Origin of the sequence: Pyrococcus sp. (assembly GCF_030153625.1) — an archaeon.
Classification (GTDB): Archaea; Methanobacteriota_B; Thermococci; order Thermococcales; family Thermococcaceae; genus Pyrococcus; species Pyrococcus furiosus.
Genome location: NZ_JASKLM010000029.1, coordinates 1 through 23351, shown reverse-complemented (window position 1 = coordinate 23351; position 23351 = coordinate 1). Strand labels below are relative to the sequence as shown.

Annotated in this window: 23 protein-coding genes, 3 tRNA genes and 1 pseudogene; 12 read left to right on the top strand and 15 right to left on the bottom strand. The window is 38.7% G+C overall.

What is annotated here, in order from left to right:
• The 4 genes and pseudogenes from PWP39_RS06190 to PWP39_RS06175 form a co-directional block, all read left to right on the top strand.
• Positions 1 to 90: pseudogene (locus PWP39_RS06190) on the top strand (IS6 family transposase); the annotation flags it as partial.
• Positions 91 to 283: 193 nt separating this feature from the next.
• Entirely contained in the window at positions 284 to 1288 is a 1005-nt protein-coding gene (locus tag PWP39_RS06185; protein WP_288073182.1) for a formate--phosphoribosylaminoimidazolecarboxamide ligase, read from the top strand.
• 121 nt (positions 1289 to 1409) lie between these two features.
• Positions 1410 to 2333, top strand: a complete 924-nt coding sequence (gene guaA, locus PWP39_RS06180; protein ID WP_288073180.1) for a glutamine-hydrolyzing GMP synthase — start codon at positions 1410 to 1412, stop codon at positions 2331 to 2333.
• Between the two features lie 9 nt (positions 2334 to 2342).
• Positions 2343 to 2909: a GMP synthase subunit A gene (locus PWP39_RS06175; protein WP_011012662.1), complete on the top strand. Its 567-nt coding sequence runs from the start codon at positions 2343 to 2345 to the stop codon at positions 2907 to 2909.
• 85 nt (positions 2910 to 2994) lie between these two features.
• Here PWP39_RS06175 and PWP39_RS06165 read toward each other — a convergent pair whose 3' ends face one another.
• Positions 2995 to 4092 carry a hypothetical protein gene (locus tag PWP39_RS06165; protein ID WP_288073178.1) on the bottom strand — a complete coding sequence of 366 codons (1098 nt, stop codon included), beginning with the start codon at positions 4090 to 4092 and terminating at the stop codon, positions 2995 to 2997.
• Between the two features lie 158 nt (positions 4093 to 4250).
• On the opposite strand from PWP39_RS06165, the gene PWP39_RS06160 reads away from it, so the two are divergent.
• Positions 4251 to 4499: a hypothetical protein gene (locus tag PWP39_RS06160; protein WP_011012659.1), complete on the top strand. Its 249-nt coding sequence runs from the start codon at positions 4251 to 4253 to the stop codon at positions 4497 to 4499.
• On the opposite strand, the gene PWP39_RS06155 is transcribed toward PWP39_RS06160, so the two are convergent.
• From PWP39_RS06155 to PWP39_RS06120, 8 genes are all read right to left on the bottom strand, one after another.
• Positions 4496 to 4924, bottom strand: coding sequence for a hypothetical protein (locus tag PWP39_RS06155; protein WP_014835427.1), 429 nt, complete (start codon positions 4922 to 4924; stop codon positions 4496 to 4498). The two genes, PWP39_RS06160 and PWP39_RS06155, sit on opposite strands and share 4 nt — an antisense overlap.
• Entirely contained in the window at positions 4902 to 5339 is a 438-nt protein-coding gene (locus PWP39_RS06150; protein WP_011012657.1) for a hypothetical protein, read from the bottom strand. The genes PWP39_RS06155 and PWP39_RS06150 overlap by 23 nt, the downstream gene beginning before the upstream one ends.
• 7 nt (positions 5340 to 5346) lie before the next feature.
• Positions 5347 to 5928: a class III signal peptide-containing protein gene (locus PWP39_RS06145; RefSeq protein WP_011012656.1), complete on the bottom strand. Its 582-nt coding sequence runs from the start codon at positions 5926 to 5928 to the stop codon at positions 5347 to 5349.
• A gap of 47 nt (positions 5929 to 5975) precedes the next feature.
• Positions 5976 to 6569, bottom strand: coding sequence for a hypothetical protein (locus PWP39_RS06140; RefSeq protein ID WP_011012655.1), 594 nt, complete (start codon positions 6567 to 6569; stop codon positions 5976 to 5978).
• Positions 6556 to 7656, bottom strand: a complete 1101-nt coding sequence (locus PWP39_RS06135; RefSeq protein ID WP_011012654.1) for a tubulin/FtsZ family protein — start codon at positions 7654 to 7656, stop codon at positions 6556 to 6558. The genes PWP39_RS06140 and PWP39_RS06135 overlap by 14 nt, the downstream gene beginning before the upstream one ends.
• Before the next feature lie 13 nt (positions 7657 to 7669).
• Complete coding sequence (locus PWP39_RS06130; RefSeq protein WP_011012653.1) at positions 7670 to 9766, bottom strand: prenyltransferase/squalene oxidase repeat-containing protein; 2097 nt, start codon at positions 9764 to 9766, stop codon at positions 7670 to 7672.
• 92 nt (positions 9767 to 9858) lie between these two features.
• Complete coding sequence (locus PWP39_RS06125) at positions 9859 to 11955, bottom strand: COG1361 family protein (RefSeq protein WP_011012652.1); 2097 nt, start codon at positions 11953 to 11955, stop codon at positions 9859 to 9861.
• Positions 11956 to 12028: 73 nt separating this feature from the next.
• On the bottom strand, positions 12029 to 14776 hold the full coding sequence (locus PWP39_RS06120) for a DEAD/DEAH box helicase (protein WP_048059063.1): 2748 nt from the start codon (positions 14774 to 14776) through the stop codon (positions 12029 to 12031).
• Between the two features lie 61 nt (positions 14777 to 14837).
• Here PWP39_RS06120 and hjc point away from each other — a divergent pair, with 61 nt between their 5' ends.
• Positions 14838 to 15209, top strand: a complete 372-nt coding sequence (gene hjc / locus PWP39_RS06115) for a Holliday junction resolvase Hjc (protein ID WP_011012650.1) — start codon at positions 14838 to 14840, stop codon at positions 15207 to 15209.
• Positions 15206 to 16768 (top strand): CARDB domain-containing protein, encoded by a 1563-nt coding sequence (locus PWP39_RS06110; protein WP_011012649.1) that lies wholly within the window; start codon positions 15206 to 15208, stop codon positions 16766 to 16768. Before hjc ends, PWP39_RS06110 begins: the two co-directional genes overlap by 4 nt.
• On the opposite strand, the gene PWP39_RS06105 is transcribed toward PWP39_RS06110, so the two are convergent.
• The 4 genes from PWP39_RS06105 to PWP39_RS06090 form a co-directional block, all read right to left on the bottom strand.
• Complete coding sequence (locus PWP39_RS06105; RefSeq protein WP_011012648.1) at positions 16748 to 17359, bottom strand: DUF447 domain-containing protein; 612 nt, start codon at positions 17357 to 17359, stop codon at positions 16748 to 16750. The genes PWP39_RS06110 and PWP39_RS06105 overlap by 21 nt on opposite strands.
• Positions 17356 to 17634 (bottom strand): PRC-barrel domain-containing protein, encoded by a 279-nt coding sequence (locus PWP39_RS06100; protein ID WP_011012647.1) that lies wholly within the window; start codon positions 17632 to 17634, stop codon positions 17356 to 17358. Before PWP39_RS06100 ends, PWP39_RS06105 begins: the two co-directional genes overlap by 4 nt.
• Before the next feature lie 64 nt (positions 17635 to 17698).
• On the bottom strand, positions 17699 to 18151 hold the full coding sequence (locus PWP39_RS06095) for a 30S ribosomal protein S19e (RefSeq protein WP_011012646.1): 453 nt from the start codon (positions 18149 to 18151) through the stop codon (positions 17699 to 17701).
• A gap of 3 nt (positions 18152 to 18154) precedes the next feature.
• Entirely contained in the window at positions 18155 to 18574 is a 420-nt protein-coding gene (locus PWP39_RS06090) for a YhbY family RNA-binding protein (protein ID WP_011012645.1), read from the bottom strand.
• 372 nt (positions 18575 to 18946) lie between these two features.
• Between PWP39_RS06090 and PWP39_RS06085 the strand changes: the two genes are divergently transcribed.
• From PWP39_RS06085 to PWP39_RS06075, 3 genes are all read left to right on the top strand, one after another.
• Positions 18947 to 19023 (top strand) — tRNA-Thr (locus PWP39_RS06085).
• 45 nt (positions 19024 to 19068) lie between these two features.
• Positions 19069 to 19155 (top strand) — tRNA-Ser (locus PWP39_RS06080).
• A 16-nt stretch (positions 19156 to 19171) separates the two neighbouring features.
• Positions 19172 to 19246, top strand: a tRNA-Cys gene (locus PWP39_RS06075).
• Between the two features lie 41 nt (positions 19247 to 19287).
• Here the strand turns inward: PWP39_RS06075 and PWP39_RS06070 are convergent.
• Entirely contained in the window at positions 19288 to 20484 is a 1197-nt protein-coding gene (locus tag PWP39_RS06070; protein ID WP_288073171.1) for a pyridoxal phosphate-dependent aminotransferase, read from the bottom strand.
• 71 nt (positions 20485 to 20555) lie between these two features.
• Between PWP39_RS06070 and PWP39_RS06065 the strand changes: the two genes are divergently transcribed.
• Together PWP39_RS06065 and PWP39_RS06060 are read left to right on the top strand one after the other, a co-directional pair.
• Positions 20556 to 21572: a transglutaminase-like domain-containing protein gene (locus tag PWP39_RS06065; RefSeq protein ID WP_288073170.1), complete on the top strand. Its 1017-nt coding sequence runs from the start codon at positions 20556 to 20558 to the stop codon at positions 21570 to 21572.
• 14 nt (positions 21573 to 21586) lie between these two features.
• Complete coding sequence (locus PWP39_RS06060; RefSeq protein WP_011012642.1) at positions 21587 to 22660, top strand: NOG1 family protein; 1074 nt, start codon at positions 21587 to 21589, stop codon at positions 22658 to 22660.
• Here PWP39_RS06060 and PWP39_RS06055 read toward each other — a convergent pair.
• Entirely contained in the window at positions 22634 to 23215 is a 582-nt protein-coding gene (locus tag PWP39_RS06055) for a DUF996 domain-containing protein (protein ID WP_148267971.1), read from the bottom strand. The genes PWP39_RS06060 and PWP39_RS06055 overlap by 27 nt on opposite strands.
• Between the last annotated feature and the right edge of the window lie 136 nt (positions 23216 to 23351).

The window sequence follows — 23351 nt, the reverse complement described above, 5'->3', positions numbered from 1 at the left end:
TATAATTTTGTCAGAATTCATTCTAGTTTTGGTGATCCGCCTGGTGATGTTACTGAATGGCTTCAGGAGGTGATGCCCCAGTTATCCTAACAGTATCTCACCCTGGGGAGTTATACATCCACCTGCCATTAGAACTAAGACAAGTAAAATTCCAGTAACAATTTTGGTCATTTTTTCTTTCACCTATGAACTCTTCTGGTTTGAAGTTTAAGCTTTTTATTTACATAAAAATGTCGAAAAATGTTTAAAAAAACTCGGATTTTTACATAAAAATGGTGAAAATATGATGGTTAGAATAGCAACTTATGCCTCTCACTCGGCCCTTCAAATACTCAAGGGAGCAAAAGATGAGGGATTTGAGACGATAGCATTTGGTTCTTCGAGGGTGAAGCCCCTATATACAAAATACTTCCCAGTAGCTGATTATTTCATTGAAGAAAAGTATCCAGAAGAGGAATTACTGAATCTGAATGCTGTGGTAATTCCAACAGGTTCCTTTGTTGCACACTTGGGAATAGAACTTGTTGAAAACATGAAAGTTCCATATTTTGGAAATAAAAGAGTTCTTAGGTGGGAGAGTGACAGAGATTTAGAGAGAAAATGGCTCAAAAAGGCAAGAGTAAGAGTTCCAGAGGTTTATGAAGATCCTGATGACATAGATAAGCCAGTGATTGTAAAGCCACATGGAGCTAAAGGAGGAAAAGGATACTTCTTAGCTAAAGACCCTGAAGATTTCTGGAGAAAAGCTGAGAAGTTCCTGGGGATTAAAAGTAAGGAAAATTTAAAGAACATTCAAATCCAAGAATACATTTTAGGAGTCCCGGTATATCCTCACTACTTTTACTCTAGAGTCAGGGAAGAGCTGGAGCTGATGAGCATAGACAGGAGATATGAGAGCAACGTTGACGGAATCGGAAGAATACCAGCAAGAGATCAGCTTGAGTTGAATATGGATATAACTTATACTGTCATAGGGAACATCCCAATAGTCTTAAGGGAGAGCCTTTTAATTGATGTAATCGAGGTAGGAGAGAAAGTTGTAAAAGCTGCGGAAGAGCTTATGGGAGGGCTGTGGGGTCCGTTCTGTCTCGAGGGAGTATTTACACCAGATCTTGAATTTGTAGTCTTTGAAATATCGGCGAGAATAGTTGCTGGAACTAACATCTTCGTTAACGGCTCTCCTTACACGTGGCTTAAATATGACAGACCAGTAAGCACTGGAAGAAGGATAGCTATGGAAATTAAAGAGGCAATTGAGAATGATATGGTGGAAAAAGTCCTTACTTAATCCTTATATATCTCTTTATTTAAAAGTGTTCAGGAGGGGAAATTTATTTACAAGTTAATGTTTAATTTCGCAAGATTTTTAACAAAATTTAAACAATTGTTTGACGAAGAGGTGAGTTAGAGTGTGGGAAAAGTTCATTGAAGAAAAAATTAAGGAAATTAGAGAGACAGTAGGGGACTCCAAGGCGATAATTGCACTTTCAGGTGGAGTTGATAGTTCAACTGCAGCAGTTTTAGCTCACAGAGCAATAGGTGATAAGCTTCATGCAGTATTCGTAAATACTGGATTTCTAAGAAAAGGTGAACCAGAGTTTGTAATTAAAACCTTTAGGGACGAGTTTGGCATGAATCTCCATTATGTTGATGCTCAAGACAGATTCTTCGCGGCTCTAAAGGGAGTTGTAGATCCTGAAGAGAAAAGAAAAATTATTGGAAGGGTATTCATAGAGGTGTTTGAGGAAGTTGCAAAGGACATTGGGGCGGAATATCTCATTCAGGGGACAATAGCACCAGATTGGATTGAAAGTCAAGGAAAAATCAAGAGCCATCACAACGTTGGAGGATTGCCGGAGAAGTTAAATCTAAAGATAATAGAACCTCTTAGAGATCTCTATAAGGATGAGGTTAGACAATTAGCCAAGGAGTTAGGCCTTCCAGAGAAAATCTACAACAGAATGCCTTTCCCAGGCCCAGGACTTGCTGTCAGAGTTATTGGAGAAGTAACTCCTGAGAAGATAAGAATAGTTAGAGAGGCAAATGCTATTGTGGAAGAGGAAATTGAAAAAGCTGGACTAAGGCCATGGCAAGCCTTTGCTGTTCTCCTTGGAGTTAAAACTGTAGGCGTTCAGGGGGATATTAGGGCGTACAAGGAAACTATTGCAGTAAGAATTGTCGAAAGTGTAGATGGTATGACAGCAAATGCTATGAACGTCCCCTGGGAAGTTCTTCAGAGGATAGCTTTCAGAATAACTAGCGAGATTCCCGAAGTTGGAAGGGTACTTTATGACATAACGAACAAGCCACCTGCAACAATAGAATTTGAGTGAGGGAGTGAGATGATCATTATAATGGACAACGGAGGGCAATATGTCCATAGGATATGGAGAACTCTTCGCTATTTAGGAGTAGAAGCAAAGATAATCCCTAACACCACTCCTTTGGATGAGATAAAGGCAATGAAACCTAAGGGGATTATCTTTTCTGGAGGACCAAGCTTAGAGAACACTGGTAATTGTGAAAAGATTCTTGAACATTACGAAGAATTCAATGTTCCAATTCTAGGGATTTGCCTTGGGCACCAGCTCATAGCAAAGTTCTTTGGGGGAGAAGTTGGGAGAGGAGAGAAAGCAGAGTATAGCTTAGTTGAAATTGAAATAATCGACGAGAACGACATCTTCAAAGGATTGCCGAGAAAAGTAAGGGTCTGGGAAAGCCATATGGATGAAGTTAAAAAGCTTCCACCGAAGTTTAAGCTCCTTGCAAGGAGTGATACTTGTCCAGTTGAGGCAATGAAGCATGAAGAGCTTCCAATCTATGGAGTTCAGTTTCATCCAGAGGTTGCCCATACAGAGCATGGGGCAGATATACTGAGGAATTTTGCAAAGATATGTGGTGAGCTGTAGTCAGCTAGTCGATCCTCTCATCATTTTTCAGCAACGGGTTTATTCATCATCTCATGCATACTTTATAGCTACTTTCTTAAAATTTTTAAATGCTATAAATATTCATGCCTCCTCTTTCGATGCGTTTTATGTCCTTATCAAACTGAATTTTGGCCTCTTTTACCTTTTCAAAGGCTAATTTAGTTGAATACATAAAAAATCCTGTTGTGGCTAAGAAAAACGCTTGAACAGGCTTTGGAGTTTTCACAACATAAAATGCATAAAAGAAGCTAAGTAATAGGAAATTGAAAGGGATAGAGAATTTATCAAAGAAGTTAAGAGCTTTTCTACACTTGGAGTATGGATAGTCTGCATAGCGCCATATTATAATCGCTATTATGCATATCAAGAAGATATGAATGAAAAAGCTTATGGTGTAGTCTTCTCTAGAAGATGAACCAAGTGCTAGGGGGATGAGAGTTGTCCATTCCAACCCTGTAAAGAACGAAACTTTCGGATATTTGTTTAAATATAATCCAAGTGCAAGTGCAATTCCCAATAGGAGAATAACTGTTATGCTCCCAGTTACAACTAAGCTCTTAATAAGTTCTTGAGCACTTTTATCTAAACTTCCATCCCAGGTAATTGAAAGTCCAAAATAAACAATGAGAGCTGAGAGAGTCACTAAATACTTATCCCCAAGCCATAAAATAGGACCCACAATTGAAGCTACAAAAGCTCTTCCGGAAGTATATTGCGGAAGAACTTCTATAAAGATAACTCCAATTACAAATGCTCCAAAGCCAATAGCTTTCAAAATCTTCTTGAGCGGTACTTTTAAGTAGACCACTTTGTTGAAGTAATAAGTCATCTTAGATTCTGGATCTTTTATTAGAATTGAAAGATTTAGGGGAGCCGCTGCAACAACCCATTTAGGCATTGGGCCTAAAGCAACTCTAAAATTCTCACGCCTTCTCTGGATAATAGTATCAGTATAAATCCTAACATGCTTGTCTTCAATAAAAACTGGCAAAGGAGGCATTACTTCTATGTTATCTTCTTTGAGTTTGCTAACTCCTATGATTTCACACTGAAGAGTTTGATCATATAGTACTTCAGAAGGACAGCTAATGCTTAATGCAGAGACTGTGGGTGTTAGGATAACTACTCCTAGGATCATGAGCATAATTCTTTTACTTATCATCATCTAGAGAGAACTTAAATTAATTTAAAAATCTTTTGGATCTTCATTACATAAAATTCTACTTTTATTCCTGAAATTTTATAGTAATTTTTATAAACATTAACATCATTACTATAATTGGTGATACCTTGGGATATACCATATATTATAAAACGAACGTGGACAAATGGGAAGGAGCTATAGCATTTCTTAGTAGGGTTTGTAAAGGATTGCGGTGGAATTTTAAGATTAGGGCTCGGGGAGATGTCATAATAATTCCAGACTTTAAAAAGGTAGAAATACTAGTAATTCCTAAGAAAGGAAGTGGATTCGTGAAAACTTATGGAATTGAGCCTTACACAACCCTTTATCTCCTAATTTTGCATTCTTTAAACGCTTTTGGTAGTGTGGAGATAATAGAAGACTAGGTGAGGATTTCAATTGTTATTTTAGAATCTCTGTAAAATATTTCGCCTTTATCTGTTATTGTGAATCCTCTAATTTCCGTGATCCTCCTTTTAATATACTCTATGATTCCACTAGCAAAATCTTGAGCATTACCATTTACCTCGAATTTCAACGTTACCCTAATCTCGCCGGTAGTTGAATCGACGGAAATTCCTAGAAAGTTACACTTAACATTTCCAACTAAATTGTTCAGTGGCTCATGCTCGTAGTCTTCTACCTTGACTCCCAGGTTTATATAGTAACATGCATCTGAGGCGATCTCCTTAAAAGTACTTGTTACAATTGTGTCTCTCTGATTAGTTAATATGGGATGAAATAAAACAATGATAGTGACCATTATCACTCCAAATATTAGCATAAATTCAATTGCCGTTTGCCCTCTCAAGGATCACACCTCTTCCATCTTCATACTTTATTACAATCTTTTTTGTAGTTTCATTCTCAATAATCACAGACGTGTTTTCAAATATAGGGACTTGAAGGGTCTCAGTTACTGTGTATTTTTTCCCCTCTATATAAGCTACAACTGTGACTTTCCTTTCAGTGCTTACTGTTATTGTCACGTTATCTTTTGAACCTAGTGTGAAGGGGATATCCTTAACTACAGCAAACCCAGGCCCCATAGCGTAGACCTTATTTATCATGTCTCGTAGGCTTATTGCAAACACTCTAACTTTTGCCGCATGGTTTAGTGTCTCAACTTCTTCTTTCTCCTCAAATGCAAAGCTCATTAGGCCAAGGGAGAATATCAAGAGTAATGTCATTGCGAATATGAAGTCTATGCTTAGTTGAGCCTTCATTGCCTTCTCACCCTATTCCAATGTTTATATATAGAGTTCCCTCAGCTTCATTGTAACTCCACTCTGGGCTTTTATCTGGATTCCACTCCACAACTATCTTAAGGGTCTTTTTGAGCTTTTCCACGGGGATCTCTAGCCCTTGATTTCCTGCGTGAGTAGTGGATGGGTTATAAATAGTACCGTTGTTTGACCAGTCAACTTTAAGCAGAGATTCAGAACAAAATACCGTTTTGTTTCCTCCTTCCTCTATCCAAGATACTCCTTTTATCGTTACACAGGTTCCATTTTTGTAGGTAATGAATATGCTGGGATTATTAATTCCGTAAACCCTCTCTATCTGTGTTTTCCATCTTAGATATGTTAAGTGAACATATGTTGTAGACTTTGAACCAGGGCCGTGGGCATATACTTGGCTTATTGTATTTGAAATTGCATCGGCTAAGGCTTTCTCTTCAAGACTAATTTGGGTTCTTGCGACCTCTACTGAAGGCCCACTCTCAAATGTTGTCATCCTTATTGAGTATATGAGGATTAATGTGAATATCATAAATATGAAGAGGAATTCCAGTGAGACCTGACCTTTCTTCATGTTTTCCCCTATTTTTTTCTACTCATAGAAATATTTAATCTTTGGGGTTATAGTTTGACAATGCCCCTATTTCTATTGAATTCAACATCCCTATAATCTAGGTTGTACAGAGTGAATCCGTATTTTTTGGGGTCTAACTTATATCGCTTAACTAATTCTCTAAGCTCATATATGAAGAATTGAACAAGTTCGTAGTATATTGTATCAACCTTTTGGAGAAGATAGTCATTGAGATAAAACAACACTGGGAATAAGGCAAGGCCAAATATTACTAGGGGGATTTCAAGGAAAAATGTTAAAATTCCAAGTCCGATAATTAGGGCTATAATTCCCATTATTGAATATTTTCTCCATCTTAGAATTTTTTTAGCAAGTTTGACTTTTTCTTCCCAGGTTTCTAGTAGGGTTGGATTATAGAAGTCAAATGCGGTATGCCTTTTACCTTTCCTAATTCTTTCTCTTATCAGTAAATCCCAATCGTCGATATAGTGAACTGTCATCCCCTTGAGTTTTGCTCTTTCAGCGTCTACTGAGGAAATTATCCTAACCATGTCTTCAGCACTTTCGTGAGCTATGTGTTCATAAACTCTCTTTTCATCAAGTTCAAGGGCCACTTCAACTGAATCTTTAACTTTGATCATCTGCTTCACCTGGGTATATGTCATCGAAATCTGGCAATCCACTTAGTAGCTTCTTCTTTTTAGATTCTCCCTCTTCCTTAGCTTTTAAAAATTCTTGAGCATATTTTTTGGCTGTAATAACGATCTCTTCAATGCTCTTACTTTCGTAAATTCCACTGAGCAATGTAACTACCTCAACTTCCCTTTCCCTGGGATCTGGATAAAATCCTCTAAAAATTTGCTTTCCTCTTATCCTTTGGGTTAGCTCGTTCAATGCCTCAAAGATCTCGTTTGCCTTCAATGCTTCTGGAGGTCCGTGGATTGCAACTAAGCCGTAAAGAGCTGATTCTATATTAACATCAAGGTATAAACCCTCGTTTTCGAAAGATCTTATTATCAGTCTAGATAAACTTTTGATTTTTGTTGCGTCTGCCTTTGCGTAACCTACTGTTGCAAAGCTTCCCATAGCCCTCAACACAAATTTTAAGTCGCTTGCATCTAAAGTTTGCTCCCCTGGGACATCTATTAAAGCCAGTAAGGAGGCTATTCTCTCCACGATTGCATAATTTATCCTCTCGTAGGCCTGGCTAATGTCTTCGTTACTTTCTTTTAACTTGTTATTGTCAATTGCTATTATCGAGTCCACTATCTTAGATAGCTTATCGATTGTGATTGCAGCATTGATCGTTGGTCGTATTCCTTCTTCTTTTAAGGGTAGGGCTCCTATTGCTACCACGAGGGAGTCTGGATATTCCTCTTTTAAGGCCTCTGCTAATACTGGGGTTCCCCCAGCTCCTGTTCCCCCTCCAAAACCAAAGGTTAGGAAGAAGATATCAACATCTTCAAATCCTACTAGAGAGGATATCTTTTTCATTACCATTGGAAGGTCTCTTTTCATAGCCTCTCTACCCAGCACTGGATTTGCGTTGACACCTTTTCCTCCCACTATACTCTCTCCTATCAAGATTCTTCGGTCTGGAGGAATGTGCTTTAGGTACTCTAGATCTCCTCTTGATGTGTTGATAGCCAAAGCCTCGAAATCAACTAAGGAGAATATATCTGCTATTTTTGTTCCACACTGACCAATTCCAATTATTATGGCTCGCACAGTTTTATCACCTCTATTTTAGGAATTTCATGTCAATCTCTTCAATTTCAACGTTTCCATTGTTGTTAGTATCTTTCCATGTTATTACCACACATTTACCATGGATGTACTTTATTATAGGTTGTGAGAAAATAACTTCTGCAAGCTTTTCTGCGTACTCTTTAGGCTCTGTATATAGGATGAATATTAAGTTTCCATTCCTGTTTCTCCCTGGAATAATGAATAGAATTGCTTTTCCTTCTACTGGAAGGTCATTAACTTTTATCTCTTCTCCTACCCTTACTTTCACGTCTGCATTGTACTCATGAACTTTCACAGCTGATATTGGAGCTATGACGATCCAATTGCCTCTTTCTGGAACTTCTAATAATTCAGGATCAGCAAAAACAGTTTCGTTAACTATGATGTTGAAATTATCCTTTAGCATTGCTTTCACAGTGTCTTTAAGGACTTCTGTAGTTGTTATCATGGAAACATTTTTGTCTTTTAGTTCTGTGATGACTGAATATAAATTGACTTTTGCTACTCCTGGGAACATTGAATAGTACCTTACGAGCATAGCTACTGTTAATGAATTGTTTTCACTTTCTGAAATTTCTGGGCTCCAGTAAGGCTCAATGCTCTTCTCGGATAATGATAGATAGGCGTATAACTTCTGCCATTCTATTCTTGGTGGAGTTTTTCTAAGAAGCTCTATAGTATCTTTGAGGTCTTCTTCGTCTACCAATGGCCAAAGAACGTTGAAAATTTCAATAGTTGCGGGGTACTCTGGAGCATAATTCCAATCAACTATCACAGTTCTAAAGATAAAGCCCCATCCTCCGTTTTTCTTTATCCTTAATAACCATTCTATGTTCTCTTTTACGATAGGAGTAGTTTTATCGGCACCCATTTTTAAAAGGGCTTTAATGGCGAGAGCTGTGGTAAGGGGTTGCTTACCATATGCAAAGCCCCATTCCGAACTCTCTATTAGGGCTCTTTCTACTTTTCTCTCATTCCAGTCCAAGCTTCTATATTCGAGTAGTGCTAAAAGTGCATACAAGTACTCATCTCTTAACTTTCCATCCATTAGGATTAGTTCTTTGTTCTTTTCCATCTCCCTTCTCATAAATTCTAATCCTCTATAAACAGCTTCGCTCTGGGGATTGCAGATTTTCATGCTCATTAGGGCATAATATGTGACTCTAACATCTGAGGGTGAACCCTTGTATATTCCCCATCCTCCATCTTCATTTTGCATGTTCTCTAGAAGAGCACAATATTTGGCGAGCTTATCCTCTCCTTGGGGTATAATGCTTTCTGAGACTAAAGAAAATGCCATCGTCGTGTATATTGGATAATATGGACTTGTCCAGGACTCATTATAGCTCTCTGCTTTTGCCAATAACTTGGCTGCTTCAAAGTCAAGTCCTCTAACTTTTAACAAAACGTATGCTGCTAAAGGATATTCATAGTCCTCTTTGACACTCTTAATTAGCTTTTCTACAACATTCGTTGGTTCTTCTTTATAGATATTGTAATAGGCAAGAATCCATAGCGCAAGTTCTTCCGGTTTCTCTGGGATTGTATTTTTTAGAACATTTGAAAATGCAATCTCTGTATATGGATATCCTCTATTGAGAGAAGAAAGAGCAACAACCGCTATTAATGTGGGATAGTAACTAGTGGGCATTTTCTTTAGGTATCCCCACCCTTCTCCATTATAGTTATCGAGGAGAAATTCCACTCCACGATTTATTGCCCTTTTAATTTTATACTCTTTATCATACTCTCCTTCAAACTTTTCAAGTGCAGTTCCTAAAGCTAAAAGAGCATATCCAGTATCTGGGACTGAGCTAACGCTGCCATAAAAGTATCCCCATCCTCCATCTCCGTTCTGATGAGAGAGTAGCTTTTCAGTAACCTCCCACAACTTCTTTCTGTCTAGGCTTTCAGCTTTGTCTGTTGCAACTGCAAGGGCAAGCAGGCTAAGGCTGAGATCTTTTATCTTGTCCGTTTCAAGTGAGTAATCATATGTTATTTTGCTAGAATACTCAAGTATGCTCGCGCTTACCGCGGAACTTCCCAAGATTATTAGCAGGAGTAGGGATAGTACATACAACTTTCTCATATTCTCTATCCCCCTATTCTGTAACTTTCTTAGTTCTTAAATAAATCTTTTTTGGATACTCGGGAAGAAATAATAAGAAAAAGAAGTGAAAATTATTGAGTCTTCTCCTTTGTGGTCTCTTGTTGACTTATCTGTTCTAAGACTCTGATATCTGTTTTATCTTCTTTCTTTGGTAGTCCTCCTGGCCTGGGTTTTCTCTTTTTGGCTTCTAGTGCTTTAAGTTTAGTCTTGTATAGATTGAGTTCGTAAGCTGTGTATACTAGTCCAATGCCTAAGGCTAAAATTAGAACTCCCAGGAGGTAAGGAACGATGTTAGTTTCTTTCTCTTGTTGTTTGGGAATGTACTTCTCAGTTATATTTGAAATCTTCTGAGCAAGAGGTGTTGCATTCTCTAACGTTGCTAATACTTTGTCAATATATTCTGGTAATTCTTCTGGTTCTGGCCATTTCTCTATGGTCTGAGTTTTTACGATGATTTTAGGTGGAACTGAATTTATTAAAATGACATTTGGATAAATTTCCTCGTGCCAATTTCCTAGAGGATCTTGATATTTTAGAATAACTTTTAAAGGATACACTCCCTCTTTTAATATCTTGTATTCTTCTTCAACTACCTTTTCTTCTCCAGCTTTGATCGTTCCGAGGACTATAGAGTCTTTTCCATCTAAGAAGTCACCAAGCTCTAGATATAAAGTGGCGTTCTTGATGAATTCGAATCTACTATCTTCACCTTGGGCTGAAATTGTGAATCTTAACCTGATTGTTGAGTTGGTTTCCTTCTCTGCATAATTCTTAGTCTCCCCATCTTTTATTGCCCCACCAGTTAGCTCTAATTGTGGAACTCCATAGACGGAAATATCTTCTATTATGTTTGATTTTACTGTAATCTTTTTTCCAAGTTCGTTGTAATACTCCACAATTACGGGTCCTAGACTATAGTTTCCAACCGCATTTGGTTTTAGTGTGTAAATGAGTACGGGCATCTCTGAGAAGGGTTCGAGCCTTGAGAGTTCCCATGTTCCAATACCACTTATAAGCTCAAAATTATTTGGGATTGGAGCTAAGACCTTTACGTTGAATGCATTACCTTTTCCTTCGTTTTTAACCTTTATGAACACTATTATCTCTTCTCCTAATAAAACTCTATTCTGGCTTATGTCAAGTCTCACGGTTATATTTGCCTCTCTAAGAATTACAGATCCAGAAGCACCTATGGGAGCGTAGATTTTTGCCTGTAACCTGTTGTATTTAAGATCTACTGTATTTGGAATAACTTCCACCCTTAGGGGAGCTTTTGTAAATATATAGCTCCCTCCCTCTTTAACTGTTGCAGTTTCGACACTTTTATCGTCTATAATGAGGTCAAATTTGGAATAATATCCCACGCTAACGAGCTGAATTTGATAAGTGGTCTTATTGTAGGTAATTGTAACTTTCTCTCCAGCATAGATGACATCGTCATAAACAACTTGTATCGGTTCTTCTGTAGTTGTTTTTTCTTCTTTTTGTTCTTCGGGTTGAACAACTTTTGCAGGAGCGAAAATCATCTTAGCAATATACAGGTTAAATGTGACGCTTTTGTCCTTTGAGGCTTTAACATATTCAATTACTAGAACGGAAGATTGAGTTAATTCGCTCGAAATCTTATAGGGCACTCCCACAGGATAATCTTTTTCGAGGGTTCTCGTAACCGTAGTTCCATCCGGGTATCTTATTGTTAACTCAGCCTTTGTGTCTGAGGGGACATCACGAACAGTGATCTTGTACTGTGGGAACCCTGAAGGCATTGTGTAAGATTCTCCTTCTTTGAGGGTGATATTCTCTTTAAAAAGCTTAACAGGAGTTTTAATCTCTATGTATGCTGTTTTTTGGGATTCCCATATTCCCGTAACTTCAACTCCAAATAGAGGATTATTTTCGTCAGGATAGTACATAGTTTGTCCTTCTTCGAGTATCTTCCTAGCGACTCTGTTTCCGTTCTCATATATTTCAATTGCAGCCCTATTCCAGTTGGTGGGGTCTACATCGGCAAACTTTACGGCGTACTTTCCTCCAAATTCTATGTATCCCCCTAATTTTAATCCCACAGTAAGTGTTGAATACTTCTCAAGCCCTAGGGCTTTTGGATTAAATATAGTTAACCCACTGGCAATAAGCATTATGATGAGTAATATGCTTGCTTTTTTCATGATTCCTTACCCCCTCCTAAATTTAACTTCTCTAGAAGTTAGGGAACAATATAGTATAAAGGTCTTTTGGTATCTATTCCCAAAACTTTCTAGTTTGGATGTAGTGTTTCTCTGCCTCGATAAGTGCTTTTATAAGGGATTTTCCTCTATAATCCCTAAGTATTCTGGTGGCGCTTTCTACCCCAACCCCATAGGTAGCTAATGCTAAAAGAGCGTCCTTCCCGTAGGCTTTAAGTAAATCAGCCGCCTTTAAACCTCTAAGGTAATACTTTTCTTCTTCCCTACTAAGCTTTTCTCCTCTTTTTAACTTTTTGAGAGCTGAGATGAAAGTTTCGGAATCTTTGGGGTGTAGAGGAGCTATCATTTTGGAATCACACTTGGGACAGCTTAACTCATTGACTCTATCCATAACCCTGCGAACTTTTGTTCTCCAGGAAAATCCGCAGTTTGTACAAACCATGACTAACTCAGCATCGAGTAACTTCTCCCTAAATATCTCTTCTACTTCCTCCTGGGTAAGTATATCTCTAATTAGAAACTCTCCTCCTAGGGTTGCCAAAGAAGAGGAAAGAGGCGTTATTTCCTCTCTGAACAAAGTTTTCATTCTAATTTCTCCCTTTCTTATTTTTTCTAGAATTTTCTCTGTTTTATCAATGTCGATTTTATCATGGTAAATTTCATTAAAAGTCTCCTTCTCTATTATTGTCCCTTCAAACAGCCTTTCTACTTTTTTTATTCTCGCGTCCCTTCTTAGGGCACCGAATCTCTTAGCAATTGCACTCATCTTCCAGCGGTATATTGGAGTGTCTCTAATTCCTCTAGCAACAATATCTCCAACTTCTGCTTTCATTAACAGTATTTCCTTTATTTCTTCAGGATTAAGCCTAAATGGGCTTCTAATTATAATTCCATGAGCTTGACTTCTTGGGAGGAAAATATTCCCATATCGGGCGGATAAAAACACTGAGATAAATCTTGTGAGCCCTTCGTTAATTTTATTTCCAAAATCAGCATGAATTATCACAAATTTTGGATAGGATTCTATAATGATATCTCTATCACTCGCCACTGGTTCTGATTCTACTAGTTGGGAAATTGCAACCTCGAGTTCTTCCTTATTAAATTCAACGCCCTCAAGCAGTTTTAATGCTCTCTCTTTGTCCCATAGGAGCTCTCTCTTCAGCTTTCCAACAAATTCTGCAACTTCCAAAGGAACTGGAATGAGCTCCCCTTCCCAACTTGGCAGTGCACTTTCTAAATTGTTGCTCTCCTTAACCTTTATTATCCTTTCTTTTTCGTTAATTTCCAGCACGATCCAGCTTCTTCCATGCATGATGAATTCCATACTCTCTTCAAGTTCCGTAACAAAGTTTTCATCTAGTCTTCCAACAGATTTTCCACTTGCAATATCTATAACTGCATAACTTATTTCGTCAGGTATTGTTGAGAGGTTCTCGAAATAATACTTAAAGGCATTTTTTCCCAGCTTAATTGCATCTCCATCTCTTCTTATTATTCTAGCCTCTTCTAAAATCTCTAAAACTTTCTGATAGTCTTCCCAGGAGAGCTTTCTGTAGGGATAAGTAGATTTCGCAAGGGAATAGGGTTCAGTAATGTTAACATTTCTGTATTCTATTGTCAAACCAACTATAAAGTGAGCCAGGACATCAAGGGCATTTTCGTAGGGATTTACATCTTCCAGTTTTCCTTCTAGTGCGAGCTTTGCTATTGCCAAGCTTTGGAGATAATCTTCTACGTTTGTGGTTATGATGTAAGCCTCGCTTGTTTCCCACAGTCTATGTTTGCTTCTTCCAGCTCTCTGGACTAGCCTATTTACCTGTCGAGGACTCATGTACTGAATAACTGCATCAACATCCCCTATGTCAATGCCAAGTTCCATTGATGAGGTACAAATTAGTGCTTTTATTTTTCCTTCCTTAAGTTTCTTCTCTGCCTCTATTCTTGCTTCCCTTGAAAGGCTACCATGGTGAACTTCAACAGGTTTTCCCCAAGCTTTAAGTCTATGCCCTAAGATCTCTGCAAATTGTCGGGTATTAACAAAGATCAATACCTTCTTGTGCTTTTCTACAATATCCCACACAACTCTTAGCCTCGTTGCAACTTCTATTGGAACTTTGAGCTCTTCAGCAAGCTTTTCATCCTCTGGAATTGGCTGAGGGTATAAAACGGTAAATTTGTACTTCTTTTTTAGTCGAGGCTTTACCACTTCATCCGCTTCCATCCAAAGCCTTACCTTTTCTTCACTTCCAATTGTTGCAGAAAGGCCAATCCTTATTGGTTTATCTTCTGTAATTAATTCAAGTCTTTTTAGATTTAGGATTAGCTGGGTTCCTCTTTTATTCTCTATAAGTTCACCAATCTCGTCTATCACGATAAATTTAGTGTTCTTAAGATAGGGACGGAAGGACTTTGTCGTAAGAATAGCAGGGAGCATTTCAGGGGTTGTAATTAATAGGTGGGGAGGATTTTTTACCTGCTTCAATCTTTTTGAGGTAGGCGTGTCCCCATGCCTAACCTCTATTATTACCCCAGTTTTTTCTTCCCACCACTTTAGTCTCTCTAGCAAGTCCCTATTTAGTGCCTTCAATGGGGCTATATAAATAGCTGCTATAGGTTTAAGATTCTCCCGTAGTATTGCGTCTAAGATTGGAATTACTGCGGCTTCAGTTTTTCCGCTTCCTGTCGGAGCTATTATTAAAACACTTTTACCTTCTCCCCTAATTTTATGAAAGGCTAATTGTTGAAGGGCATTCAACTTTCCAAATCTCTCTTTTATTGCCTTTTTTATCAATATGTGCATCTCGAGAGGGTATGTCAAGGAGTTTAAAAAGTTTATAAGAGGTAGATAGGAAAAACATTGTATGTATAGAAAAGGGGCCCAGGCAGAGAGAGAATTGATTAAGCTCTTGGAAAAGCATGGATTTGCTGTGGTGAGGTCGGCAGGGAGCAAGAAAGTTGACTTAGTTGCAGGTAATGGAAAGAAGTATTTGTGCATAGAAGTTAAGGTTACAAAGAAAGATCATTTGTACGTGGGAAAGAGAGACATGGGCAGATTAATAGAATTTTCAAGAAGGTTTGGAGGGATCCCAGTGTTGGCTGTGAAGTTCTTAAATGTTGGGTGGAGGTTTATTGAGGTAAGCCCAAAAATTGAGAAGTTTGTTTTCACGCCTTCTAGCGGAGTATCTCTTGAGGTATTGTTGGGAATACAAAAAACGTTGGAGGGGAAATCATGAAAAAAGTAGCTCTATTTTTCTTTATAATTGTTATTTCACTGTTTATGCCACCCACTACAGCTCAACCAACACTTTTAATTAGCATTTCTCCAAAAGAAGTGGAAATTTTCCCAGGGGATAGCTTCACTATAAATGTCACTTTAAAGAACGTGGGAAATGAAACAGCGTACAACGTGACAGTCTATGCGATAGATCAGATTAAGGGAGTGCTGTTCACCCAAGGTTATGTAAATGCTCTTTCTCCAGGGGAAAGCAGAAATTTAACTTTGAAGGTTTATACAACAAACCCAAGTGCAGGTTTATACAAGATTCACATTGTGGCAAAGTGGGGAAATCAGTTAGTTGAAGATATTTTAACGTTAAAAGTGAGATCAGTCGTTAACTTTTCTCTCTTAATAGATGGGTCTGAAAAAGTCAGATATGGTAGAAATGCTACCTTTACATTGGCCATTACCTCGTATTCTAACCTATTGCTCTACGGAGATGCAAAAGTTGAAGTGAAAAGAGATGGGAAAACTATCCAAGTACTTTCTTATAAACCGATTGTAAAAGAGGGTGAAAGTTGGGTAACAACTTTATCCCTTCCTGGGACTGAGGTTGGGAATTACACCATTCTGTTCTCTGCCAATTTCTATGGAAGGGAAAAGAAAATCGAGCATAACTTTACTATATACAGAAGAAACCTGTCCTACACAGTAAAATTTGAGAACGGGAAGATTATAGTGAACGTCTTTGAAGGTGAAAATCCCGCAAGTGACGTCAAGGTTACGATAGATGCATTAAGCTTTGTTACCGGAAAGGATGGAAAAATAGAGTATGAAGTTAATGAGCCTGGGGTATATACTGTTACACTTGACCTAGATGGAAAAGTTGTAGAAGAGCTGGTTAGGGTTAAGACTCCCCTCTTATTTGCATCTCAGGAAAACACAACCCTAATAGTTAGGGCAGTAGATCCTGACGGTTATCCTATAGAGGGGATTGTGATTAAAGTCTTCGGGCCAAAAGGATATATCTACAATGTCACAGATTCAAATGGTATAGCAAGGTTCAATTTAAATGATATAGGGTATGGAGAAGTTGAAGTTTCTGCAGAAAGTTCAAAGTACTTACCTGCCTCTACCACATTTATAACGAAGAAACCTGTAACGCCCACTTCAAATCCACCTTCAACGGAAGCTACTCCAACAAAGACACCAACCTTTACTCCCTCCACTACCGTTCAAACACCTTCTCCTACTCCAGTAGGGACTAAAATCTCTAGTAGAATTTGGGAATTCCTTTTTTACCTTGCTCTCTTCCTGGGAACAGTGCTGTTTACCTCATACTTTGCATTCTTTAGGCCTATAATCGTGGAAGACAACATAGGGGAAAGGCACTTTATTAGAGTAAGAGCTCCAAGATTTCTTCCGCTTAAAAACTTTGAGTACAGAATGAAAGGCTATGCGAAAGAGGTTTGGGCCACTAAAGGAGAAGTAAAAATTGAAGATGGAGTAATAGTGTGGAGGATAGATGAATTGGAGCCTGGAGAAGAGGCAACTTTACAGGTAGTGCTTTCTTAGTATATCCATTATTTTTCCGGCGATTTCGCTTTTTCCTCCCAATTTTCTGTAAAGCTCGTATAATTCCTCTATCTTTTGTGCAACGTCCTTAATTTGTAACCCTCTTTTCTTCTTTACTATGAGCCTTGTTCCGAGAACTGCTAGCTCTAAGAGAACGTTGTCTGCCCTGCTTATTGGCCGGGGTACTCTTTTTTCTATACCTATATAAATGGGAGTTAATGTGCAATCTTTTGCAATGCTCTCTCCAATGGAATCTTTTACTTTTACAATTCTACATTTAACTTCTCCCTCTACCCAGGGATAGCCTTCTATTCTTCTTATTGGGACTTTGATCCCCTGGGTAACATCAAACTTAACATCAAGGTTATATGCTAGCCCTGCTAAGAGCTCAGTATCGTCGACGACTTGAATAATTGCGTAATTACATTCCTCTAAGTCTCTAAAGCTTCTTCCCTCAAAAATCCTAAATTTTAAGACTCTTCCCTGTCTTCTAACTCCAATAGGAGTAAAGTTTGATTTGGTTGAGAGGAGAACTTCATATACCTTATCTTCTTCAGGAAATAAAGTTAAAAAGGAGTCGTCAAGCTTCATCTTGCTCTGATAACTTGAGCTAATTTTGAAGAATCAATTATTATAACTTCTCCAATACTTTTTACGGCAGTTATCGGTATTATGAGCAGTTCATCTTCCGTAATTCTGAACTTGGAGATGTCAATATCTTCATCTGGCTCTGCAAGTATTGCAAGTATCTTTCCTTTTTCTTCTCCTTCCTCTTCAAAAAGCAAATCATAGACCCATCCAAGCCTTACTCCTGTGTCAGTAATTAGTTCAACATCCCTGAGCTTTGATGCCCTAATCTTTACCATTACTCAACACCAAGAATTAGAAGTGAGGTTAAAATATAAAATCTTTATGGAAAAAAGAGATGGTTCAATACTTCTTAAGCTCGGGAATAATTTCTTCAAGTTCCTTCTTTAGCTCAGTGGCTATTTTATCGAGGAAGCTTCTCCCCTTTGGTGTTATTACCCTTCCTTTTCCTGGGACTTTTTCTACAAATCCAGCAGCTTCCAACTGCTGTAGGGCCTTTCTTATTATGCTACCTCCAGCCTTGTAGAATTTCTCTGGAGCATGTCCTCTGTTCTTTCTTCCACCATAGTAAGTCCTAAGCCTTTCAATTCCAACTGGGCCATCAAGGTAAACCCTTCTTAAGATTGATGCAACTCTATAGTACCACCAATCTTCCTGCTCTGGAAGTCTTTCTTTGTGTCTTCCTGTCTTTACGAATGGAGCCCACTCTGGTGGTTTTATTTCTGGAATCTCCTTCAGTCTTTGGGCTACTCTTTCCACTAAAAGATCACCGGGAACGTCATAAACTGTTGCCATTTATCAACCCCTCCCTCTCTTGAATTTCTTTCTAAATTCGATGATATCCAATTTGATCTTACGTATGGGCTCTTCTTTAATTTCTTTCCTTGATTGCTCCTTCATTTTAATCTTCTTTAAATACTTTTCCCAACCCTCTCTCGGTTTGAATAATATAAATCTTTTGCCCCTAACTTCTAAAAGTTCGCTATCGGTTAGCTCGGCAACTTTTTCAGCTATCTGCTTTCTAGTCATTTTAGTTGCTATTAGGGCACCTTTTCTAATTTCGACTTTTAGAACTCCAGTCCTTGCCAGTTGATTCTCTATTTCCTTTATAACACTCTCCTCTAACCCTCTCTTCCCAATCCACGCTTTTGGCTCTATATCATAATATCTCGCCCTAAGGGCTCGCCTAATTTTCCCAGGTAAGCGCTTGGTGACCATAAGTACTCACCTCATGTTGGGAAATCAATATGGGCTTTTAAACATGTCGATTGTTTTGCTCTATGTCCTCAATTATCCTCGAAATATTAACCCCTAGAATCTTTAACAATAATTTGGACTATCTTTTAACCAATAAATCACGCCTTAAAGTTTTCTTCGATACAAGTATTGTTATTCCGAGGGTTACTATTGCCAAAGGTGGAATATATAGGGTAATTTTATTTACTCCTCCTTTATTACTGTTTTAATTTTATGCTTTTAAGTTTTTTATATTTTTGCTACTTGTATTAATAATTGCAAGTTAGAAGTAATGAATTATAGTTGGGATAATTTTTATAAGCTAAGGCATGCGTTAAATGAGAATGGGTTTGAGCCGGGATAGCCTAGCCTGGTGGGGCGGGGGACTCGTAATCCCCAGGTCCCGGGTTCAAATCCCGGTCCCGGCTCCAACAAAAAATTTAAATACCCACTTTTAGTTTCACAATATCGAGTGTGCCGCGGTAGCCTAGCCTGGTAGGGCGCCGGCCTGCTAAGCCGGTGGGCGTGGTCCCGCCGGGGTTCAAATCCCCGCCGCGGCGCCATTCCTACTTTTGTAATGCCGGGATAGCCTAGAGGCCAGGCGGGGGACTGCAGATCCCCTTTACCCGGGTTCAAATCCCGGTCCCGGCTCCACAATATTTTTTGACAATAAAAAAGAAGAGAAGAAAGAAGTATCATTCTTTCAGTCTTTCTTTCATGAACTTTTCGAATCTATCCATAGCCTCTTCCAGGATTTCTATTGGAGGCAAGAACACTGCTCTAAAGTGGCCTGCACCATACTCTCCAAATCCTGAACCGTGAACAAATAGAACGTGAGCATTGTGGAGAACGTCAAGAACGAATTCTTTATCATTCTTCCACGGTCCCTCCTCTATCTTGGGGAATATGTAAAATGCTCCTTGTGGTTTTGTCGTGCTTATTCCTGGGATCTCATTTAGCCTCTTGTAGATGTAATCTCTTCTCTCCTTGAGCTTTTTCATGTATTCTTTGAGATAATCCATTGGGCCCGTTAGTCCTGCTATAGCTGCGAATTGTGCGGGGGTATTTGGACACAGTCTAATCCTTGCCAATCTATCTATTGCCTCTCTGACCTCACTCAATTTATTCTCTGGATCGACAAAGTACATGTATCCAAGTCTCCACCCTGTGGCAAAGTAGACTTTGGATAATCCGTTCATAACTATTACAGGAACATCTTTGGTTAATGATCCGGGAGAAATGTGTTCTCCCTCGTATGTCATCAAATCGTATATCTCGTCGCTTATAACAGGAATTTCATATTCCCCTGCGATGTTCAAGATTTCCTCAAGTGTCTTTTTGTCGTAGAGCGCTCCAGTCGGGTTGTTGGGGTTTATAACTGCTATAGCTTTTGTTCTGTCTGTTATCTTCTTCCTAATGTCGTCAATATCAGGTTGCCAGTCTTCCTCTTCAATAGTTCTATATTCCACAGGCTTTCCACCGTAGAACTTTACAAGCCCTGTATAGGGAGGATAACTGGGCCCAGGAACTAGAATTTCATCTCCTGGGTCTAATAGAGCTCCAAAAATTAGCTGGAGAGCTTCAGTGACTGCAGCTGTAACCCTCACGTCATCGGGAGTTATGTCCACTCCATTCTTCCTCTTTTCCCTTTCTACTATAGCTTTTCTTAACTCGGGTAATCCCTCACTATCTCCATAGTAATTGTGCCCCTCTTTAATTGCTTTACAATATGCTTCCTTCATGTGCTCGGGTGGTTGAAAGTCGAACTTTACAGGATCGCCTATGTTTAGCCTAATTACCTTGATTCCCTTTTTTTCAAGTTCCCTTGCAGGTAGAACGACATCTCTAATAGCATACTCCACAGAGAGAGCTCTCTTTGAGGCTCTTATCATAACATTTTCACCAATATATAAATTTGCTGAGGGGTTAATATTTTTTATTGTCACAAAATAATATTCAAGTAATGAAGGAATTAGACCAAATCCTAGAAAAATGTGCTGAGGAAATTGATCCTTTGTCTCATGAGATAGCTGAAAGAATTAGAAAGCTTAAAAATCTCCCTAAAGATGAAATGTTTCTAGAATATCTTCGTATAATAGACTTTACTTCAACAACAAAGATTCCTTGGAGGAAAAAGAACTACATCTTAATTATTCTATGGAAATACGGGGAGAAAATTGAAAGGCTATTGTATTCCCGTTTGGAACATTTTGGAAGAGCCAATGTCCCAAAAAGGTATTTTCGATTAGTAGATGGAAAAATACTTAGCATGCTTTTTTTGGTGTTCATACTCTTCCCCGCTTTCACTTCCCATATTTGGAGTTTTAGATTAGGATATGAGGAAATACAAGTAGGAAAAGAAATTACGTTCAATGAGAACTTATGTGAATATAGGACAGCCTGGCTATATGACTTTAAGGCAAGCATGGTTTGTACCATAAAGTATGGCTACGGAAAGGTAAACATTAGGCTTAATTCAACAAATCCCATGGAAGCTGGAGTTGAAGTTCAAAGGTTTATCTCTCAAATTCCATATGACTATGCTAGGCTGGAAAGTGGAGTCTCTTACATTCAAACCCCCAGAGAGACTATAGGGCGAAGAATCGGAGTTTGTAGTGATTTTGCAATTTTGACAGCGCAAGTTCTTCTTGATAACAACGTATCCCCTGTTTACATTATCCATACACTGTTTAAGGGTGATATAACTGGAGGGCACGCCACAGCGGCTCTCTTTATAAATGGGACCCTCTGGATATTTGACTGGGGGTCAGCTCCCGTAACTTTTTCCGAGTACTTGGATACAATAGATAGACTTTGGGAAGTTAGAGAAGTTAGGGTATACAGACTTACTGAATCTTCGATAGTCCTAGATAGAGTTTATAAAGGAGAACCTGAGAGCGATGCGTGGAGGTATGTATATACTCTCACCATGCTCATCGGTATCTTCATAATAAAGAGGAGAGAATGGCTGTGGATTTAAGGAGGTGAGACACAATGAGAAATCCATTTGAGAGAATGCCCACAATCCTTACTGCTGATGAATTAATTGACAAGGCATTTAGGCGAGCTGAGAAAGCGGCTTCATCTTTTATGCCCAGGGGAGATAGAGTTAAGAAAGCTAGGCAGAGGGAGGAGCTAAGAATCAGAACAGTTAGCAATGTAATAAGGGATTATTTAAAGAAGGTGCTAGAACGCACTCCAGGACTTTCTACCCTTCCGCAATTTTATCAGGAGTTAGTAGATGTTCTTGTAGACAGGGATACTTTTCACAAGGCAATGGCTGGAATAGATTGGGCAATTAGAATGGTTAGAGAGCTTGAAGAGAGATATGTTGAGAGAATCAGGTATTCAAGAGATCCAGAAGAAATGGCTCAACTTAGAAGGCAATTCTATGGAAGAGTTGCTAGTGTACTTAGAGACATAGATGACAGGCTTAGATACTTAAACAAGGCCAGAGAGGTACTGAAAGATCTTCCCGTTATAGACCTCGAAGTTCCTACGGTTGTTATAGCGGGCCACCCAAATGTGGGTAAGTCAACTCTCCTAAAGGCTTTAACTACAGCAAAGCCTGAAATTGCGAGCTATCCCTTCACAACAAAGGGAATAAACGTTGGCCAATTTGAAGATGGCTATTTTAAATATCAGGTAATTGACACTCCTGGGTTACTCGATAGGCCACTAAGTGAGAGAAACGAAATTGAAAAGCAGGCAATACTCGCCTTGAAACATCTCGGGAAGCTGATAATATACATCTTTGACCCAAGCGAATACTGTGGATTTCCAATAGAAGAGCAGATGCACTTGTTCGAGGAGATATACGAGGAGTTTAAGGAGTTCCCATTTATCGTCGTCTTAAACAAGATAGATGTTGCGAAAGAGGAGCAAGTAAAGAAAGTTGAAGAATTCTTAGAGAGAAAGGGATTAAAACCAATAAAGATCTCGGCCTTAAAGGGAGAAGGCGTGGAAGAGATAAGGCAAATAATTATAGAAAAGTTGAGACCCTTGGCTTATGAATATGCCAAAAAGAAAATTGAGGAGGAGCTAAGCAGATACAGGAGCACTCTCTGAAGTTTCGGGTAGTGAGAAGAATGCCACAATCTCCAATATTTCTGCAATTAGTATTATTAGTACACCAATTCCTAGTATAATTAGTATTGCTCCAATGAAAAACAGCAAACCTGCAGTTTTGAACATATCAGTTCCAGTGTACTGGGCTATTAGCTCGTAGGACTTCTTCTTGAAATATCCAGCCACTGTGTAGAAGATCCACAATATTATGAATCCAAGTAGAATCGTCCCAATTAGGCTCATAAATTCCATTGGATTTGCTAGCTTGCCCATTCCTCCCTTAAGAATCGCTGTGCCGATAGTAGCAACAATTATTCCGACGAATATGATAATTCCAAGGATCTGAGCTATAAATGCCTTAAGATAGTTGTTGAATATCCCTTCATCACCACTCTTTTCGCTAATTGTCTTCACCGCAAGAAACACTAGAACTAAACCAACAAGAGCTAGTATAAACCCTATGCTGGGAACAAAGGGGCCTACCAGTTGGAGTATTGCTCCTATACCACCATATAGCTTTGCATCCTTCATTTCCATAGCAAACACCTTTAGCATCTTAGCAGCTTATCCTTATAACTTTTACTTAAAGAGCATAGATACTGTTAGGATAAGCGGTAGGGCGTTAGGTTTAAGTTTCTGATAATTTTTCAGAAAAAGAAGGGAGAGAAATGAAGGCTGAGAGCATTCTATA